Source organism: Curtobacterium flaccumfaciens, assembly GCF_018598405.1.
Lineage (GTDB): Bacteria > Actinomycetota > Actinomycetes > Actinomycetales > Microbacteriaceae > Curtobacterium > Curtobacterium aurantiacum.
On record NZ_JAHEWS010000002.1, the window covers coordinates 121,740 to 140,596 of the forward strand.

The window sequence follows — 18,857 nt, forward strand, 5'->3', positions numbered from 1 at the left end:
AGCGAACGGATGTCATGATGAAGCACGTGACCGTGACGACGCCCGCAGCACCGCAGATCACCCACGAGCCCGTTCGACGGCGTTCGGGGGCGGTCACACGGCGGTACCGGCACGTCGTCGCACCCCTGATCCTGGCCGTCCTCGTGGTCGTCGGCGTCGTCCTGAGCGCCGCCGTGGCGTACCACAACCGCCTCGGCGTGACGAACGTCGACGGCATCTCCTACATGGGCATCGCGCGCGAGTACGCGAACGGCTGGTTCCCCGACGCCATCAACGCGTACTGGTCGCCGCTGGTGTCGTGGATGATGGCGCCGTTCGTCGCGTTCGGCCTCGGCTTGCAGACGGCGTTCGCGATCGTGAACTGCTTCGCCGTGGCCGTCGTGCTCGGCATCGGCGGGTGGCTCGTCTGGTCGCAGAACCACCGCATCGTCCCCGCCGTGCTCTTCATGGTGACCGCGATCCCCGCCCTGATGAGCGCGGTGTCGGTGCAGACCCCGGACCTGCTCGTCGTCGCGTGGGTCGTCGGGTTCCTCTGGGCGCTCCGCTGGGCCGACCAGGCGCTGCACGGGTCGACGCGTGCGCGTGTCGCCTCCGGCGCGGTGCTCGGCGTCGTGGCCGCCCTCGGCTACTTCACGAAGCTCTTCCTGCTGCCGGTAGCCATCGGCGCCGTGATCCTCTGGCTGCTGCTGCGCGTCTGGTCAGCGCGCCGTCGCGGTGAGCCCGTGCGGCACTGGTGGACAGCCCCGGTCGCGACGATCGTGGTGTTCGCCGTCGTCATCGCCCCCTGGGTCGGTGCCCTGACCGTCAAGTACGGCACGGTGACCCTCGGGTCGTCGCTGTCGGTGAACATCGGCTCGAAGTTCGACGACGGCGGCCGCGCCACCGACTGGCCGTTCCTGCCGGTCCCGCCGAACGACCACGCGTTCTCGCCCAACGAGGACTTCACCCCGTCGGTCTACAAGCAGGGCCCGATGGAGAACCCGGACCCCGCCGTGGTGCCGCCGCGCACCGAGTCGGCCGCCGAGGACACCGCGCCCAAGGTGACGAAGGAGTCCGGCATCGCGGCCCGCGCCGGGTACTACCTGCACGAGCGCATGCTCGCCCTGCCGTACTACCTGCAGAAGATCAGCACGTTCGCGCCGTTCGCCGCACCGATCGCCCTGCTCTTCGCCGCCGCACTCGTCATCGGCGTCGTCCGCTTCCGCCGCTACGCGTTCACCTGCATCGTCGCCGCGACGACCCTGGTGTACTTCGTCGGCTACGGCATGATCACGTCGTCGTCGAGCGGCGGCGGCAACGCCCGCTACTACTGGCCGCTCTTCTACCTGACCGCGATGATCGGCGCGCTCATGCTGCCGGCCGTCTGGCGGCTGGTCCGCCGCCGTGGGGTGGTCCGCACGATCGTCGCCTGCCTCGCGATCGCCGTGGTGCCCATCGCGTCCTACACGCAGAACTGGCTCGGTTCGCCGGCGCCGTTCTACCCGTCGGTCAACCGCACCGAGGCGCTGCGCGTGCTCGGGCCGACCGACGTGCCGGAGATCGTCCGGCTCGCCGACCAGATCCGGGCGAGCGGCGCCCTGCCCGAGGACGCCACCGTCATCGGCTCGAACTACCGCTCGCTGTCGTCGCTCGCGTTCCTGACGGACACGCGTGTGTACGGTCGCTCAGGTCAGGGCTACACGTACCACTCCGACGCGATGCGCAACCTGTTCATCGACGAGGGCGTGCAGTACTTCGTGCAGTTCGACCCGGCGACCGCTCCGGCGCGCGACTACTCGGTGGCCGGCAAGCTGGTCGGCACGTACAACGCGACGATCTCGTGCAGCGCCGACCGGTCGACCGACCCGGAGATCCCCTGCCGCGTGCAGATCGTCAAGCTCGCCCGGTGACGCTCGCCCGGTGACGGCACCGCAGCGCGCACCCCGCAGCAGCACCGCAGGGAGCGGCCCGCCCCACCGTCTAGCATGACCTGAGCCCGTGACCTGAGCAGGAGACCCGTTTGTCCGCAAGCACCAGCGACACCCCCGCGCCCGAGGGGAAGCGTCCGTCGAAGCGGCGGCGGTTCCTCGGCAAGGCGATCCCCATCGTCTTCTACGTCCTGCTCGCGGTGTTCCTCGTGCTGTACCTGCGCGGCGTCGACTGGGGACAGCTCGCCGGGCTCGACTGGCAGTGGTCCTGGGTGGTCGTCGCGACGGTGATCAGCCTCGGGTTCCGCTACTGGGGCGTCGGCATCTGGTTCTACCTGCTGCGGCGTCTCGGAGCCACCGGGCTGAAGGGCAGCGGGGTCACCCTGACCTACGTGTACGCGAAGTCCTGGATGGGCCGCTACATCCCGGGTGCCGCGACCTGGATCATCGGCAAGGTCTACTTCGCCTCGAAGCACGGCGTCTCCAAGGCTCGGCTCGGCGTGAGCGGGCTGCTCGAGGGTGCCCTGCAGATCGCCGCGACCCTGGCCCTGGCCCTCGTGCTGTTGCTCATCGACCCGCGCACGCACGACCTCGACCCGTGGCTGATCGTCCTGATGATCGCGGCGTTCGTGGGCTGCGTCGTCTGCCTGATCCCGCGCGTGTTCGTGTTCCTGATCGGGATCGCGCTGAAGATCCTGCGTCGCAAGCCGCTCGAGGCCGACGTCCGCCCGAACCTCGGCACGGTCATCGGCGGTGCCGGCCTGTACGTCGCCGGCGCGGTGCTCTCCGGAACGGCCTACTACTTCATCACGCTGGCGGTGTACCCCTCGCTGAAGCTCTCCGACGCCGCGTTCGTGATCGGTGCCGCGAGCATGGCCTCGGCGATCAGCATGCTGGCGGTCTTCGCCCCCGGCGGGCTCGGCGTCCGCGAGGGCGTGCAGGCCCTCCTGCTGGCACTCGTGATGCCGGTGCCGGTCGCCCTCGTGGTGGTCGTGGTCACCCGCATCTGGAGCCTGGCCGTCGACGGCCTCTTCCTGCTCTGCGCCGCTGCCCCCACGTGGTTCCGGCGCAACCGCCCGAGCGACGACCCGTCGGCGGTCGAGGGCGGCGCCCCCGCCGCCTGACGCGACAGCGACTGAGCAGAAGACGTCGGGTCCCACACCGGGACCCGACGTCTTCTGCTCACCGGGTGGGGCACGGGGCGTGCGTGACGGCGGACGGGAGGCCCGGTGCCGGCTGGCACGGGGCCTCCCGTCCGTCTCGTGGGGCGTCCACCCCACGCCGTGCGCGTCCGCCGAGGGGGCACGACATGTCGCCTGTGGCCGCGCCCGGCGGCGGTTCGTGCACCCCCGGCGTCGCGCCGGCGGCATGTCCTGCGCACCCGGCGGCCGGCGGCCGGGCGGGTCAGGCGGCGGGCACCGTCACCGGGCGCGCGCGGCGGTCGGCCCGGGCGACCTGCACGACCGATGCGACGAGCCCCACCGCGACCAGGAGCACGACGACCACGAGCACCGCGGGCGACACCGGCCCGATCTCGGAGTACCGCAGCAGCCCGCGGCCCGTCACCGGGAACACCGCCGCGTTCCAGAACCAGGCCGACGCCACCGCGAAGCCGTACACCCCGACGGCGGGCAGCACGACCGCCAGCGCGATCGCCGCCCGTGTCCGGGTCGTTCCGGCCGGCACCAGCCGTCGCCAGGCGAGCGCGCTCAGCACGATGAGACAGACGATCGCAGGGAAGTAGTAGCGGCCCTGGGTGGCGGCGACCTCGGTCGTGGTCAGGTACGAGTGCGCGCTCGTGCGGTTCTGGATGCCGATCAGGAGCGCCGGGAACACCGCGAGGCACAGCGCCACCCGCAGATCAGGGCCTCGGCGGAACGCCCAGCCGACGAGGACCACGAGGGCGACCAGGGTCAGGACGGCGGTGAGCAGGTCACCGATCGTCACTTGGGCGCGGCCCCCGAAGCTGCCCCAGAACGTGCGCGTCAGGGTGCCCCAGCTGACGTCGAGGAAGTGTCCGAGCGTGGGGCTCTCGCCCGGTGGGAAGTCCTTCGGAGGACGCATCGCCGTGTAGCCGTTCGGCTGGACGCGGCCGTACGACACGAGGTTGTGCAGCCACCACCAGGCCCCGATGCCGCCGGAGACCGCCATCGCGACGACCGTGCGGAGGATCCGCTGCCGCAGGGACAGCACCCCGGCCCCGGCGAACAGCACGACCACCGCGACGAACGGCACCGCGGGCAACCCCGTGCCCTTGATCCAGACCAGGGCGCCGAGGACCACCGCCAGTGCGATCGTGGTGCGCCAGCGGGTGTCGCCGGTGAGCAGGCGGGTCGCGAGCCACACGACGATCCCCGCGACGAGCAGCACCGGGGCGTCGTTCGAGAACGACGAACCGATGGACGCGAGCTCGGGGGTCGCGAACACGGCGAGGGCACCGATCAGGGCCGCGCGGGGCGAACGGGTCACGCGGCGCACCGACGCCCAGGCGAGCAACGGCAGCGCGGTCACGGCCAGGACGTCGGCCAGGCGGAGGGCGACGAACGCGTGGTCCCAGCGGAGCTCACCGAAGTCGACGGCCCGGAGCACCGCGGCACCGGCCAGGTAGGCGGTCGGCGGGTGCTGGGTCATCTGGTTGACCGTCGCCGACGGCCCCGGGGCGTTCTGCAGCAGCTCGCTCACCGTCGACCACTCGTCGGACGGCTTCGTCGCCTGCTCGACCTTCGCGGCCTGCACGGCGTTGGTGACGTACAGCTCACCGGGGGCCGCCCACGCGTCGCCGAGGGCCAGGTGCACCGAGGCGTCGATGTGCGCGGTCTCGTCGGGCGCCTCGAAGACGGGCACGATCAGGGCCCACGCCACCAGCCAGAGCCCGAAGGTCGCCGTGATCACCGCGATCGCGACGCGTTCCCAGCGTGCGGTGCGGGGTGGAGCGGGGGTGGTGGTCGTCTCGGCCGTCACCCCACCGATCCTAGGTCAGGCGTCGTGGGGGACCCGCGGTTCGGGTTCCGCGGCGTCGGCGTCGGCGAGCGGTCCGGCTGCGGTCCGCTCGGGGTGGTACACCCACACCTTGTAGAGCCAGAACCGGAAGACCGTGCCGAGCGCGAGGCCGATGACGTTCGCGACGTTGTCGGCGAGCACCGAGGTCAGCCCCATCACGTAGTGCGACACCCCGAGGCAGGCGAGCGCGATGACCATGCCGCCGAGCGAGACGACGACGAACTCGATGCCCTCGCGCGTGGCCACGGCTCGACGCTGCTCACGGAAGGTCCAGTACCGGTTGCCCATCCAGTTGACGAAGATCGCCACGACGGTCGAGATCACCTTCGCCCAGAACGGCCCCGAGTGGACGTCCTCCGGGTTGAGGACCGTGATGCGCAGCACGTTGAACACCGTGGTGTCCACGACGAAGCCGACGGCACCGACGACACCGAAGCGTGCCAGCTGGGCGATGAGGCGCCGCACGAGCCCTCCAGGATCCGTAGAGTTGTGACCGGTCGTGCAGTGCAACGACCCGAACAGCGATTGTAGACAACGCGTTCACACCGCACGGTGGGAACGCCGGAAGGATCACACAGCATGGCGTTGCGCGTCGGGGTCATCGGTGGGGGACAGCTGGCACGGATGATGGTGCCGGCCGCGGTCGAACTGGGGGTCGACATCCGGGTGCTCGCCGAGGGGCCCGGTATGTCCGCCGCCATCGCCGCCACCGCAGAGGGCGACTACCACGACGCCGACACGGTGCTCGAGTTCGCCCGGCAGGTCGACGTCGTGACCTTCGACCACGAGCACGTGCCGCAGGACGTTCTGCGCAGGCTGGTCGACGCGGGGGTGGCGGTCCACCCCGGACCGGACGCACTCGCCGTCGCGCAGGACAAGATCACCATGCGCCGCCGACTCAGCGAACTCGGCCTGCCGGTCCCGGACTGGGCCGCCGTGCACGGCCCGGACGAGCTCCGCGCGTTCCTCGCCGACCACGGCGGCCGAGCCGTCGTCAAGACGCCCAGGGGCGGCTACGACGGCAAGGGCGTGCGGGTCGTCTCCGACGCCGCCGACGTGGACGACTGGTTCATCGCGGTGGCCGAGGCCGGCGGCGACCAGGCCCTGCTGGTCGAGGAACTCGTTCCCTTCACCCGCGAGCTCGCGCAGTCCGTGGCACGCCGTCCCTCCGGGCAGGTCGTCGCCTGGCCGCTCGTCGAGACCGTGCAGCGCGACGGGGTCTGCGCCGAGGTCATCGCCCCGGCCCCGGACAGTGCCGGCCGGATCGCCGACCTGACCGAGTCGATCGCGGTGCGCATCGCCGAGGAGCTCGGGGTCACCGGGGTCCTCGCGGTCGAGCTGTTCCAGACCGACGACGAACGCATCCTCATCAACGAGCTCGCGATGCGTCCGCACAACACCGGGCACTGGACCATCGACGGCGCCACCACGAGCCAGTTCGAGCAGCACCTGCGTGCCGTCCTCGACCTGCCACTCGGGGCCACCGGCTCGTTCGCCCCGGCGTCCGTCATGGTCAACGTGCTCGGTGGGCCCGCCGACGGCGACCTCGCCGCCCGGTACCCCGCAGCGCTCGAGGCCTTCCCCGAGGCGAAGTACCACTTCTACGGCAAGGCTCCCCGGCCCGGTCGGAAGATCGGGCACGTCACGGTGCTCGGCGACGACGTCGACGACGTCGTCTACCGGGCGCGCGCGGCCGCGGCGCACTTCGACGACTGAGGTCGCGTTCCCGACGCGACCGGATGACGCAACGGGAGGCCCGTGGCGACGCCGCCACGGGCCTCCCGTTGCGTCCGGGGTGCGGGACGCGCTTGTCGGCCGCTCTGCGGACACCCCCTCGGGTGGCACCCGCTCGGGAGGCTGGTGGGGGCGGGCGGCGCGTGTTCCCCTGGAACAGTCCGTGTCCGTCGTCCAGGGGAGTCTCCATGCGCCGCCGTCCGCGCCGTACCGCCGTCTGCGGTGCCGCCGTCGCCCTCGTCGCAGCCGTCGCCGGCCTGCTGCCGACCGCGACCGCGTCCGCCGCGACCTCGGCGTCCACCATCCGCTCGGCCACGTCCGCGTCGCTCTACGGCGCCGGACCGTACCGGTCGCCCACGAGCGAGGCCGCGAAGGCCCAGGCGGCCCTCGCCGCCACCGACCCCGCCGGTGCTGCCGCGGCGAAGACCATCGCCGGCTACCCGGTCGCGACCTGGCTCGGTGACTGGAGCCAGGGCACCCAGCTGACCAAGACCATCAGCACCGCCCTGACCGGCGCCGAGCAGTCCGGCACCACCCCTGTCTTCGTGCTCTACGCGATTCCCGACCGTGACTGTGGCGGGTACTCCGCCGGCGGGTTCGACGAGCGGTCCTACGACGCCTGGGTCGACCAGGTCACCGCGGCGCTCGCGGGCCACCGCGCGGCCGTCGTCGTCGAACCGGACTCACTCGCGATGCTCAGCAATGCCAAGTGCAGCACCACGCTCGACGAGCAGCGCTACCGGATCCTCTCCCGCACCGTCGCCGGGCTGACCGCCGCGGGGATCCCCGCCTACCTGGACGCCGGCAACTCGAACTGGGTGCAGCCGGCGACCATGGCCGCGCGGCTGAACAGCGCCGGCGTGCAGCAGGCCCGCGGCTTCTTCACCAACGTCGCGAACTACTACCCGACCGCCCAGGAGCAGGCGTACGCGCAGAAGGTGTCCGCCGCGACCGGGGGTTCCCACTACGTGATCGACACCTCGCGCAACGGGCAGGGTTGGCGCGGCACCTGGTGCAACGGCCCCGGCGCCGGGCTGGGCACCTCGCCCCGAGTGGTGTCCGACGGCACCGCGCTCGACGCCCTGCTGTGGGTGAAGACCCCCGGCGCGAGCGACGGCACCTGCAACGGCGCCCCGGCCGCCGGCAAGTGGTTCTCGACGTACGCCCAGGCCCTCGTCGCCAACGCCCGCCTGGGTGCTCCGACCGCCGACCTGCGACCCCGTGGCTCGCTCGAGGTCGTCGCCGGTGCCGGTGGCGGCGTCCGCGTGTCCGGCTGGGCCTACGACGAGGACGACCCCACGCAGCCCGTGCGGGTCCGGGCGACCGTCGACGGTGCGTCCGCCGGGGTCACCACCGCCGGACTCGACCGCCCCGACGTCGACGCACGCTCGGGCGTCGGCGCCACCCACGGGTTCGACGTCGTGGTGCCCGCGGCGGCCGGCGCTCGCCGTGTCTGCGTCACCGCGGTGAACATCGGCGCGGGCTCCGACGCCGCACTCGGCTGCTCGACCGTCCGCGCCTACCGGCACGACCCCTACGCCGGGCTCGACTCGGTGACGGCCACGTCCCGCGGCGTCAGCGTGCGCGGCTGGGCGTTCGACGGCGACGCGGTGTCGTCGGCGACCCGGGTGGCGATCACCGTCGACGGCAAGCGGGTGACCTCGCTGGACGCCGGGCGGGAGCGTCCCGACGTCGACGAGACCTGGGGATCCGGCGGTTCGCACGGCTTCGCGGGCAGTGTCCGGGTGACTGCCGGCAAGCACACGGTCTGCGCGATCGCCCACAACACCGGGATCGGCGTGGACCGCAGGGCGTCCCCGTGCCGGACGGTGACGGTGCGCTGAGGCGCGGTGGTCGTCGTCCGGTGCGAGGTTCCGTGTTCCGTGCGAGGTCCTCGGGCTCGCACCAAGCACGGAACCTCGCACCGTGCGGGGTGCGAGAGGATGGGCGCATGCCGCGTGATCTCGTCCGCCGGGCCGCCCGACGTCTGCGCCGTGCCGTCGCGTCGACCCCTCCGCAGCCGGTGCCCCTGCCCGTCCTCGGGTACGTCGTCGCAGGTGGCGGGGGAGCCCACCCGGCCTCGGCCCACGTCCGCGTCGTCCGGCGCGCCGAGCACCTCGCCGCGAGCGGCACCGCCGAGGTACGCCAGGTCGACCCGGCCGTGTTCGTCGACGGGACCGACACGACCCCGTACGCCGCGCTCCTGGTGCAGCGGGACATCCTGCCCCGGAACAGCGTGCAGCCCTTCCTGTCGGCCGCCGCAGCCCGCGGCATCCGTGTCGTGGCCGAGGTCGACGACGACTTCTTCACCGCGTCCGGGCGCGCACGCCTGGCCCGTGCCGAGTACGACCCGGACCGCCTCGCCTCCATCGACGCCCTGGTGCGCGGCGCCGACACCGTCGTCGTGAGCACGCCCGAACTCGCCGACGTGGTCCGTCCGGTGGCGCGGGACGTCGTCGTCGTGCCGAACGCCCTCGATCCGGAGATCTGGACCGCCGGTCCGACCGCTGACGACGACGAGCGGCCCGAGGGGGAGCACCGGGTGCTGTACATGGGCACGCTCACCCACGCCGCGGACCTCGAGCTCCTGCGTGACGTCTTCGCCGACCTCGCCACCGCCGACGGCACCCCGATCCGGCTCGAGGTCATCGGCGTGACCGAGGAGGGCGGCGCCGACTGGTTCCGCCGCGTCGAGGTCCCGGACGGGCACTACCCGGCGTTCTCCCGCTGGCTCGTGGCACACCGGGGGCGCTGGAGTGCAGGGGTCGCGCCGCTCCGCGACGAGGAGTTCAACCGCGCGAAGAGCGACCTGAAGTTCCTGGAGTACACGGCGCTCGGACTGCCTGCCGTGGTGTCCGACCGCCCCTCGTACGCGGTCGCACGGTCGCACGGAGCGGTCGCCGTGCCGGACGCCGTCGACGCGTGGCGGGATGCCGTCCGGGCCGCCGTCGAGCGTGGCGGGCCGGATGAACGCGCCGCACGGTGGGTCTCGGGCGAGCGCACGATCGGCCACGACGGCGACACCTGGCGGCGGGTGCTGCTCGGCTAGGCTCGTCGCGTGACCGACACCGCCGCACCCGCACAGCCGCTCGTCTCGATCGTCATGGGGTCGGACTCCGACTGGCCGACGATGCGGGCAGCGGCGGAGATCCTCACCGAACTCGGCATCCCGTTCGAGGCGGACGTCGTGTCGGCACACCGCACCCCCGACAAGATGACCCGCTTCGCCCGCGGCGCTGCCGAGCGTGGCATCCGTGTCGTCATCGCCGGCGCCGGTGGGGCGGCACACCTGCCGGGCATGGTCGCATCGATGACGACGCTCCCGGTGATCGGCGTGCCGGTGCAACTCGCGCGACTCGACGGCCTCGACTCCCTGCTCTCGATCGTGCAGATGCCCGCGGGGATCCCGGTGGCGACGATGGCCATCAACGGTGCGGCGAACGCCGGCCTGCTGGCCGCACGGATCATCGGCTCCTCGGAACCGGCCGTCGCCGCTCGGCTGACGGAGTACGCCGACGGCCTCGAGCGCCTGGTCGAGGAGAAGGCGGCACGCCTACGGGACTCGCTCTAGCGGTCGTCCCGGCGGTGTCCCTGGCCGCGCTACGGTAGCGGGATGCGCCGTGCCGTCCCCGTCCTCGTCCTCTCGGTGATCGCCATGGTCGCTGCGGTGGTCTGCGGGTTCGCGCTGGTCGCAGCCGGCCCGATGAACCCGGTGTCCGGCTGGTTCGGCCCTGCTGAGATGGGCTTCGTGTCGACGAAGTCGCAGTACGAGTCGATGCTCGCGTCGGTGCACGTCGCCGCGGTCGCCGCGGTCGTCACCGTCGTCGCGGCGGTGGCCGCCGTCGTGCTCGCACTGGTCGTGCGACGTCGTCGCGCGCGGGCCTGACCCCGCGAGACAGCGTCTGCGGACACCCGCCCCGGATGCCTCCGCCCGCACGCCACGCCGACTGACCAGGACTTCTCCCAGCGGTTGGGCCCTTGTGCAATACCCGTGTACTGGGGGTGCGGAGTTGTGTCAACCCCCGGGCGCAGATTGTGGACAGCAACTACCGTGAACGCCGGGCAGCCGAGAGACGGTCGCCCGGCACCCACACCGAACGGGTGCGAACAGTCACGTCAGGGAGTGACAGACCTCATGCAGAAACGCACCACCAGGAGGGCAGCACTCGCCGTCGTGCTCCTCGGAGCAGCACTCGTCGCCGGTCCGCTCGGTCAGGGGACCGCAGCCACCGCGAGCTCGGCACCGCTCGGCGACGTCGGGAACTTCAAGCAGACCTTCCGCGAGCAGTTCAGCACCGCGGCCAGCGCCAAGGGCGCCTTCGCCAAGAAGTACGCCAAGTCCTGGCAGCCGTACCCGGACGGGACCGGCGGCATGTACTACTCGGGTTCGCAGATCAGCTCGCACAACGGGTACATGGACGTCAAGCTCGACGGCAAGCACGGCGCCGCCGGCACCTTCGGCACGCCGACCGGAGCCTGGGGCCACAAGGGCGGCAAGTTCATCGTCCGCGCCAAGGCGACGGGCGGTGCCGGCAACGGCGCGGCCTTCATGCTCTGGCCGTCGTCCGATCGCTGGGCAGACGGGGAGATCGACTACCCCGAGGCCAACTTCGACCAGCAGCCGATGCTGCACCACCACTCGATGATCGCCGGTCAGGAGGCCAACGCGACGAGCCTGAGCACCGGCGTCTCGTGGCGTTCGTGGCACACGTACTCGATCGAGTGGATCCCCGGGAAGTCCGTGCGCTACCGCCTCGACGGCAAGGTGATCAAGACGATCACCTACGACGTGCCGAAGACCGCGCACCGCTACATGTTCCAGGTGGGCGACTGGGGCGACTCGGGGCACCTGTACATCGACTGGGTCAGCACCTACACGTACAAGGGCTGACCCGGTCCGACCGTCAGAGGTCGGCGTGCAGCTGCCAGGTCTCCGCGGCGGAGTCGGACCAGTCGTACATGCGTGCGCGGTCCGGCCCCGCAACGGCGAGCTGGCTGGCCAGGTGCGGGTCGTTCACGACCTGGTACACCGCCTGGGCGAGGCGCGCGGGGTAGGACTCTCGCGGTGACCGCGCGACCGTGACGCCGGCGTCCGACGCGACCTCTGCCACGGCTGGGTCGTCGGAGTGGATCACCGGAGTGCCGAAGCTCATCGCCTCGATCACGGGCAGGCCGAACCCCTCGGCCAGGCTCGGGAACACGAACACCGTCGCGCGGTCGTAGACCACCGCGAGGTCCGCGTCGTCGATGCGACCGAGTACCTTCACCCGCTCACGCGACAGGCCCGCACGCTCGGCCGTGCCGTACACGTCGACGTCGCCCCAGCCGTCCGGACCGGAGATCACCAGGGGGACGTCGGCCGGTGCGTCCGGGTGGGCCATCGCCTGGATCAGGGACGACAGTGCCTTGCGCGGTTCGAGTGTGCCGACGGCGAGCACGTAGCGGTCGGGCAGCCCGAGCCGTTCCGCGCGCAGGTCGGCGTCGACCGGCAGACGGAGGCGTCCGCTCGGAGCGCCGCCGATCACGCGGAGCCGGTCGTCGAACCGGTGGATCTCGTTGAGCGCCCCCGCGACGGCGTGGGTCGGCACCACGACGGCGTCGGCGTGCTTCCACGCGCGCTTCACCATCGCCTTGTGGAAGTGGACGCCGCGCGGCGTGAGGGTCTCGGGGTTGGTCCAGGGCACGACGTCGTGGACGGTCACCACGGTCTGCCGACCCGGGTCTTGGAAGCGGTCGTGCTTGACCAACGGTGCGAGCACACTCGGCGCGTGCACCATGCCCTTGGCGATGCCGCCCACGAACCCGCCCTGCCAGGCGAGCGAGAGCTCGCGGCGGGGCAGCGGGAGCCGCTGCAGCTCGGACAGTCCCGGCAGGAGCGTCCGCAGGTGGGCCATCTCGTCGGACCCGACGGCGGAGACCACCCCGGCGACCTCGCAGCCGCTCGGCGCGTGCTCGACCAGGTGGCGCGCGAGTTCCTCGGCGTAGCGCCCGATGCCGCCCGGCACGGGAGCGACGACCTGGTCGACGATGACGTGGAGGGTGGTCATGGTGCTGTGCTCCTCGTCGTGGTTCGTGGGCCCGTGGGCGTGGGGCCGGGGGCCGGCCCCGCGCTCGGCTGCCCGACACTACCAGGGTGATCCCGACGCCCCCTGGGCGCGGTCGGTGGTCGGACAGGAGGCGCGGGTCGGGTCCGCGACGTGCGGAACCCGAACCGCGCCTCCAGGTCGAGAGCCGTGCCTACGCGGTCAACGCACCCGCCGCGACCGCAGCGTGCAGCGCGTCGCGCCAGTCGCGCATCGGCGCGAGTCCGGCGCGTGACCACCCGTCGTGCCCGAGCACGCTGTACGCCGGGCGCGGTGCCGGGCGGACGAACGCGGCGCTGTCCGTGGGCAGCACGCGCTCCGGGTCGAGGCCGAGTTCGCGGTAGATGGCCTGCGTGAAGTCGAACCAGGAACCCTGACCGGCGTTCGTGCCGTGGTAGGTGCCCGCGGGGGCGTCCCCGTCGACGAGTTCCACGATCCGGGCTGCGAGGTCACCCGTCCACGTCGGCTGGCCGACCTGGTCGGTGACGACGCTGACGGTGTCGTGCGACCCAGCGAGCCGGAGCATCGTCGCGGCGAAGTTCGGGCCGTGTGCGCCGTAGATCCACGCGGTGCGGACCACGTACGAGGTGTCCGGAGCGATCGCGCGGACGAACGCCTCGCCTGCGGCCTTGGTACGGCCGTAGGCGTTGATCGGGTCGGTCGGGGCGTCCTCGGCGTAGGGCGCGGTGCCGTTGCCGTCGAAGACGTAGTCCGTCGAGACGGTGACGAGCTTCGCGCCGTGGCGGACCGCGGCCTCGGCCAGGAGCCTCGGCCCGGTCGCGTTGACGGCGTACGCGTCGTCCTCGTGGTCCTCGGCGTCGTCGACCTTCGTGTACGCGGCCGAGTTGATGACGACGTCGTGCCCGGCGACGGCGGCGTCCACGGCCGCCGGGTCGGTGATGTCGAGGTCCGCCCGAGACAGCGCGGTGACGTCGCGGCCGGCCAGCGCGGCCTGGAGGTCCTGGCCGAGCATTCCGGCGGCGCCGGTGATGAGGTACCTGGTCACGGTGTGCCGGTTCAGCTCAGGGCCGCACGCTGCTTGAGCGGCTCCCACCAGGCGCGGTTGTCGCGGTACCACTGCACGACGTCGGCCAGGCCCTGCTCGAACGGCACGAGCGGCTCGTAGCCGAGCTCGGCCTGGATCTTCGAGATGTCGACCGAGTACCGCAGGTCGTGGCCGAGGCGGTCGGCGACGCGGTCGACGTACGACCAGTCCTTGCCGGTGGCGTCGAGGAGCAGCTGCGTGAGCTCCTTGTTGGTCAGCTCGGTGCCGCCGCCGATGTTGTAGATCTCGCCGGCGCGGCCGCGGGTCAGGACCATCGCGATGCCGCGGGTGTGGTCGTCGACGTGCAGCCAGTCACGGATGTTGTTGCCCTCGCCGTACAGCGGCACGTGCTGGTCGTCGATCAGGTTCGTGACGAACAGCGGGATGACCTTCTCGGGGAAGTGGTACGGCCCGTAGTTGTTCGAGCAGCGCGTGATCGAGAGGTTCAGTCCGTGCGTGCGGTGGTAGCTGCGGGCGAGCAGGTCGCTGCCGGCCTTCGACGCCGAGTACGGCGAGTTCGGCTCGAGCGGGCGCTCCTCGTCCCACGAGCCCTCGCTGATGGAGCCGTAGACCTCGTCGGTGGAGACGTGCACGAAGCGCTCGGTGCCGTGGCGGAGCGCGGCGTCGAGCAGGCGCTGGGTGCCCACGACGTTGGTCTCGACGAAGATGCCGGAGTCGCGGACCGAGCGGTCGACGTGGGACTCGGCGGCGAAGTGCACGATCGCGTCGACGGTCGGAACGACCTCGTCGAGCTTCGCGGCGTCGCGGATGTCGCCGTGCACGAAGGTGTAGCGGGGGGAGTCGGCGACCGGGGCGAGGTTCGCTTCGTTGCCGGAGTAGGTCAGTGCGTCGTAGACGACGACCTCGGCGCCCTCGAGGCCGGGGTACGCGTCCTCCAGCGTGCGGCGGACGAAGTTCGAGCCGATGAAGCCGGCTCCTCCGGTGACGAGGATCTTCACGAGTTCTCTTTCCTGACGGTCGGTTCGTGGGTCGGCGGCGATTCTAGCGGGCCGCTGGTGGGGTCGGCGGAGGTGCGCCACACCAGGACGACCGTCGCCACGGCCGCCGCCGCGAAGAGGACGACGACCAGCGCGATCGGGTACGGCCCCGTGACCGCGCCTCCGGCCATCGCCGAGAGCCCGCCCGGGGTGACCCGGAACTGCGTGTTCTCCCACGCGCCCCGGTACGTCAGCCCGATGCCGTACGCACCGATCGCGAGCGAGCCGACGGCCGCCAGCCGGGCCAGGCGGCGGCGGAGCACCGGACGGACCACGAGCGCGTGCCAGCCCACGGCCTGGGCGAGCACGAGCGCGACGATCGCGACGAACAGGAACCGGCCCTGCAGCCCGTTGCCCTGGTGCGTGCCGAGGTAGTTCCGCCAGTTGTAGGCGAGCGTGGCGACGAGGACGACCGCCGGCCAGACGAGCAGGATCGTCGTCACACGACGGCCGGGGGTGCGCCTGGCGTACGACCAGCCGATGACGGCCAGCCCCACGACCGCGAGGGTGTCGAGGACCACCGGCGGCAGCGGCCACTGGTTCGCTCCGAGTGCGCCGAAGAACGACGCGGTCAGGCCGTCCCACTGGCGCCCGGCGAACGCCCCGGGGTTCGCTCCGCCCGCCGGGTACGGCTGCACGGTGGTGACGGCGCGCAGGGCGTCGGGCAGGAGCGTCCCGCTGACGAGCAGCGTCCGGACCCACCACCAGCCGGACACCGCGGCGGCGGCGACGACCACCACGCCCGCGTGCAGCGCGCGCCGGCCCCACGACCGGTCCGGGGACAGGACGAACACCAGGACCACGAACGGGACGGCCAGCAGCCCGAGCGCGTTCAGGGCGGCCAGACCGGTCACGGCGACGGCGAGCCCCGCGGTGGTCCACCACGAGCGGTCACCGGTGAGGACGCGCGTGCTCAGCCAGACGAGCACGGCACCGAGGAGGATGACCGGGGCCCAGACGGTGACGCCGGACGCGACCTGCGCCAGCTGCGGCACCGCGAAGAGCAGGACCGGGGCGACGAGCGCGGTCCGGGGCGAGCGGGTCACCCGGCGGACGGTCGCCCACACCAGCACCGGCAGCGCGGTGACGAGCAGGAGGTCGAACACACGGAGCACCAGCACCGAGGTCGCCCAGTCGTGCGCGCCGAAGCGGATGACCCGCAGGATGCCGGCGGCGACCAGCCAGTAGGTCGGCGGGTTCTGCGACATCGGGTCGATCGCGGGGGAGTCGCCGGGCACGGCGGCCATGAGCGCGTCGACCGTGGGCCGGTCGACCGCCGGGACCGGGTGCTCGACGATCTGGCGCACGGCGGCGAGGTAGTGCATCTCGCCCCCGTGCGGCCAGCCGAGCCCGAGTGCCAGCCGGAACGCGGCGTCGACGTGCGCGGGCTCGTCCGGTGCGCCGAAGGCCGGCGTGACGAGCGCGAACGTGAGCAGGAAGGCGAGCCAGGCGAGGGTCATCGTGCCGAGCAGGACCCACTCGTGGCGGGCGACGAGCGGTCGTGGCGCGCTCACGCGGTCACCTCCGGACGGCGCATGAAGCGGACGAGCAGCACCGCGGTGACCGTCAGCGCGACCGCGGCGACGGCGACGAGGGTGAAGTTCGTGCCCGCTGGCACCATGCCGTAGCGGTCGAACCGGCCGACCGCGAACTCGTCAACCCAGAAGGCGGCGTCGCGCCCGAAGGCCCGCAGCGCGTAGACGACCCCGTACAGCGCGATGGCCATCGCCGCGATCGACATCCCGACGGCGAGCCGGGTGGCACCGGCAGCGGTCACCGTCACGCGACGCCAGGCGAGGGCGCTCAGGGCGATGAGCGCGATGAGGGTGGGGTAGTAGTAGCGCCCCTGGGTGCCGGCGACGATGGTGCTCCGCACGTACCCGCCCCACCCGCTCTGCAGGTGCAGTGCGATGAGGATGACCGGGAACGACGCGAGCACGACCGCCGGGCGGAGCGACGGGCCGCGGCGGAAGCCCCACACGACGATGCCGACGAGCGAGGCGATGGTCAGCCCGTCGATCAGGACCTGGGCGAGCTGGAACTGGGTGAGGCCGCCGACGCTGCCCCAGAAGGTGCGGGTGACGCCGTTCCAGTAGTCGCGGAGGAACACCTCGGGGCTGGCGGCGGTGCCGGCCGGGAACGCCATCGGTGGGCGGGCACCGGCCATGCCGTCTGGCTGGATGTCGTGGTACACCAGGATGTTCCGCAACCACCACCACCCGCCGACCGCGGCGGCGATCCCGAGGGTCCACAGCGTCCGGAGGGCGTTCCGCCAGACGGTCGCGCGGGAGCAGCCCGCGGCCATCACGGCGATGCCCACGAACGGGATCGCGGGCAGGGCGGTGCCCTTGACGAGCAGCATCGCCCCGAGCAGCAGACCGATCCAGATCGTCGTGCGGACCCGGAGGTCACCGGTGAGCAGGCGCACCACGAAGTAGACGAGCGCCCCGGCCAGCGGCAACATGAGCGCGTCGTTCGTGACCGAAGCGCCGATCGAGGCGACCTCGGGGAGGGCGAACACCGCGGCACCCCCGACCAGGGCGGCCCGGGGCGACCGGGTGAGCCGACGGACCGTCGCCCACGCCAGGAACGGCAGCGGCAGGACCAGCAGGGCGTCGAAGAGCCGGAGCGCCATGACGGCGAGGTCCCAGCGGAGGTCCTCGAAGTGCACCAGGTGCAGCACGCCAGCGGCCAGCGCGTAGTACGTGGCGGGGTGCTGCGACATCTGGTCGATGCTCGTCGGGTGCACGCCAGGGAACTCGCGGAGCAGCTCGCCCCACGTCGCGTTCGCGTCGGTCGACTGCCGCATGTTGCTGATCTGCGTGTCGTGCACCGCGTTCAGGTAGTGCATGGCGCCGGGCTCGGGCCAGCCGTCACCGACCGCCAGGTGCAGCACGGCGTCGACGTGGGTCGGTTCGTCCGGGGCCTTGTACGTCGTCGTGACGACTGCCCAGACCGCGAGGACGGCGGCGAACGCGACCGTGATCGCGATCACGAGGATGCGCTCGCGCCGACCGACCACGGGTCGGACATCGGAGCGCGACACGGCCGGGGCCGTGTCAGTCGCCATACCGCTGCAGTTTCTGCAGGTCGAGCTGCTCCTCGGCCAGCGTGCGGTTGAGGCGGGTGAGGTCGGCCACGACGCCGATGACGATCGACAGGAGTGCGGTGATGAGCAGGACGACGCCGAGGATGATCGACTGCAGGTGGTTGCCGCCGGTGTTCATCGCCAGGAGCACCAGGTACCGGATGAGCGGCCAGAGCCCGAGCGCGCCGAGCACCGCGGCGACCCAGAGGAACAGCGCCATCGGCCGGTACATCAGGTAGACGCGGGCGATCGCCGAGCCCGACTCGAACATGTGCTGGAAGATGTTGTTGAAGAGCCGGGATTCACGGGTCTTCGGGTTCGTCGTGATCGGCACCGACGCGATCGCCAGGCGCTTGTAGCCGGCCTGCACGATGGTCTCCATGCAGTAGCTGAAGCGCGTCACGATGTTCAGTCGGATCAGCGAGTACTTCGAGTACGCGCGGAACCCGCTCGCAGCGTCGGGCAGGTCGAGCCCGGCCGCGCGGCTCGCGACCCACGAACCGAAGCGCTGCATGAGCTTCTTGAAGCCGGAGAAGTGCTCGATGGTGCGCGTCTGCCGGTCGCCGATGACGATCTCGGCTTCCTTGCGCAGGATCGGCTGGACGAGCTCGGCGATCTGCGCCTGCGGGTACTGGTTGTCCCCGTCGGTGTTCACGACGATGTCCGCACCGTGCAGCAGCGCGTAGTCGACGCCGTCACGGAACGAGCGGGCGAGGCCCATGTTCGTGGTGTGGTGCACGAAGTGCTTGACGCCGTGCTCCTTGGCGACCTCGACGGTGCGGTCGGTGCTGCCGTCGTTGATCACCAGGATCTCGATCTCGTCGATGCCGTCGATCTCCCGCGGGATGGAGTCGATGACGCTGGCGAGGGTGTTCTCCTCGTTGAGGCAGGGGATCTGGACGAATAGCTTCACGGGCTCGCTTGGTCTCGTTTCGGGAGTCGCAGCGCAAGGGGCGCGGGGCACAGAACCATGACAGCCTATGCGAACTCACGGCTTGCTAG

The 18,857-nt window shown here is 71.8% G+C and carries 16 protein-coding genes; 8 read left to right on the forward strand and 8 right to left on the reverse strand.

Going from position 1 to position 18,857, the window contains the following annotated elements; all coding sequences use genetic code 11:
* The first annotated feature begins 17 nt into the window (after nucleotides 1–17).
* Nucleotides 18–1,889, forward strand: coding sequence for an ArnT family glycosyltransferase (locus KK097_RS02125; RefSeq protein ID WP_214543552.1), 1,872 nt, complete (start codon nucleotides 18–20; stop codon nucleotides 1,887–1,889).
* Between the two features lie 110 nt (nucleotides 1,890–1,999).
* The gene (locus KK097_RS02130) at nucleotides 2,000–3,031 is read left to right on the forward strand and encodes a lysylphosphatidylglycerol synthase domain-containing protein (RefSeq protein ID WP_214543553.1); all 1,032 of its coding nucleotides are present in this window, start codon (nucleotides 2,000–2,002) and stop codon (nucleotides 3,029–3,031) included.
* Nucleotides 3,032–3,311: 280 nt separating this feature from the next.
* Here KK097_RS02130 and KK097_RS02135 read toward each other — a convergent pair whose 3' ends face one another.
* Nucleotides 3,312–4,868, reverse strand: a complete 1,557-nt coding sequence (locus KK097_RS02135) for a DUF2142 domain-containing protein (protein WP_214543554.1) — start codon at nucleotides 4,866–4,868, stop codon at nucleotides 3,312–3,314.
* Nucleotides 4,869–4,883: 15 nt separating this feature from the next.
* The gene (locus KK097_RS02140; protein WP_214528382.1) at nucleotides 4,884–5,372 is read right to left on the reverse strand and encodes a GtrA family protein; all 489 of its coding nucleotides are present in this window, start codon (nucleotides 5,370–5,372) and stop codon (nucleotides 4,884–4,886) included.
* A 114-nt stretch (nucleotides 5,373–5,486) separates the two neighbouring features.
* On the opposite strand from KK097_RS02140, the gene KK097_RS02145 reads away from it, so the two are divergent.
* The 6 genes from KK097_RS02145 to KK097_RS02170 all read left to right on the forward strand — a co-directional run bounded on the left by KK097_RS02145 (nucleotide 5,487) and on the right by KK097_RS02170 (nucleotide 11,532).
* Entirely contained in the window at nucleotides 5,487–6,623 is a 1,137-nt protein-coding gene (locus KK097_RS02145; RefSeq protein WP_214528380.1) for a 5-(carboxyamino)imidazole ribonucleotide synthase, read from the forward strand.
* A gap of 206 nt (nucleotides 6,624–6,829) precedes the next feature.
* Nucleotides 6,830–8,485 (forward strand): glycoside hydrolase family 6 protein, encoded by a 1,656-nt coding sequence (locus tag KK097_RS02150; protein WP_214543555.1) that lies wholly within the window; start codon nucleotides 6,830–6,832, stop codon nucleotides 8,483–8,485.
* A 107-nt stretch (nucleotides 8,486–8,592) separates the two neighbouring features.
* Complete coding sequence (locus tag KK097_RS02155) at nucleotides 8,593–9,690, forward strand: glycosyltransferase family protein (RefSeq protein WP_214543556.1); 1,098 nt, start codon at nucleotides 8,593–8,595, stop codon at nucleotides 9,688–9,690.
* Between the two features lie 54 nt (nucleotides 9,691–9,744).
* Nucleotides 9,745–10,212 carry a 5-(carboxyamino)imidazole ribonucleotide mutase gene (purE, locus tag KK097_RS02160; RefSeq protein ID WP_214543601.1) on the forward strand — a complete coding sequence of 156 codons (468 nt, stop codon included), beginning with the start codon at nucleotides 9,745–9,747 and terminating at the stop codon, nucleotides 10,210–10,212.
* A 42-nt stretch (nucleotides 10,213–10,254) separates the two neighbouring features.
* Nucleotides 10,255–10,527, forward strand: a complete 273-nt coding sequence (locus tag KK097_RS02165; RefSeq protein ID WP_214543557.1) for a hypothetical protein — start codon at nucleotides 10,255–10,257, stop codon at nucleotides 10,525–10,527.
* Between the two features lie 249 nt (nucleotides 10,528–10,776).
* Nucleotides 10,777–11,532, forward strand: a complete 756-nt coding sequence (locus KK097_RS02170) for a family 16 glycosylhydrolase (protein WP_250896355.1) — start codon at nucleotides 10,777–10,779, stop codon at nucleotides 11,530–11,532.
* 13 nt (nucleotides 11,533–11,545) lie between these two features.
* Here the strand turns inward: KK097_RS02170 and KK097_RS02175 are convergent, their stop codons facing one another.
* From KK097_RS02175 to KK097_RS02200, 6 genes are all read right to left on the reverse strand, one after another.
* A complete protein-coding gene (locus KK097_RS02175; RefSeq protein WP_214543559.1) occupies nucleotides 11,546–12,688 on the reverse strand; it encodes a glycosyltransferase family 4 protein in 1,143 nt (380 codons plus the stop codon).
* Between the two features lie 190 nt (nucleotides 12,689–12,878).
* Nucleotides 12,879–13,730, reverse strand: a complete 852-nt coding sequence (gene rfbD / locus KK097_RS02180) for a dTDP-4-dehydrorhamnose reductase (RefSeq protein WP_214528371.1) — start codon at nucleotides 13,728–13,730, stop codon at nucleotides 12,879–12,881.
* A gap of 11 nt (nucleotides 13,731–13,741) precedes the next feature.
* Nucleotides 13,742–14,728 carry a dTDP-glucose 4,6-dehydratase gene (gene rfbB, locus KK097_RS02185; protein ID WP_110892679.1) on the reverse strand — a complete coding sequence of 329 codons (987 nt, stop codon included), beginning with the start codon at nucleotides 14,726–14,728 and terminating at the stop codon, nucleotides 13,742–13,744.
* A complete protein-coding gene (locus KK097_RS02190; RefSeq protein WP_214543560.1) occupies nucleotides 14,725–16,281 on the reverse strand; it encodes a glycosyltransferase family 39 protein in 1,557 nt (518 codons plus the stop codon). The genes rfbB and KK097_RS02190 overlap by 4 nt, the downstream gene beginning before the upstream one ends.
* A complete protein-coding gene (locus KK097_RS18310; RefSeq protein WP_214543561.1) occupies nucleotides 16,278–17,837 on the reverse strand; it encodes a glycosyltransferase family protein in 1,560 nt (519 codons plus the stop codon). Before KK097_RS18310 ends, KK097_RS02190 begins: the two co-directional genes overlap by 4 nt.
* On the reverse strand, nucleotides 17,827–18,768 hold the full coding sequence (locus tag KK097_RS02200; protein WP_214528364.1) for a glycosyltransferase family 2 protein: 942 nt from the start codon (nucleotides 18,766–18,768) through the stop codon (nucleotides 17,827–17,829). The genes KK097_RS18310 and KK097_RS02200 overlap by 11 nt, the downstream gene beginning before the upstream one ends.
* Between the last annotated feature and the right edge of the window lie 89 nt (nucleotides 18,769–18,857).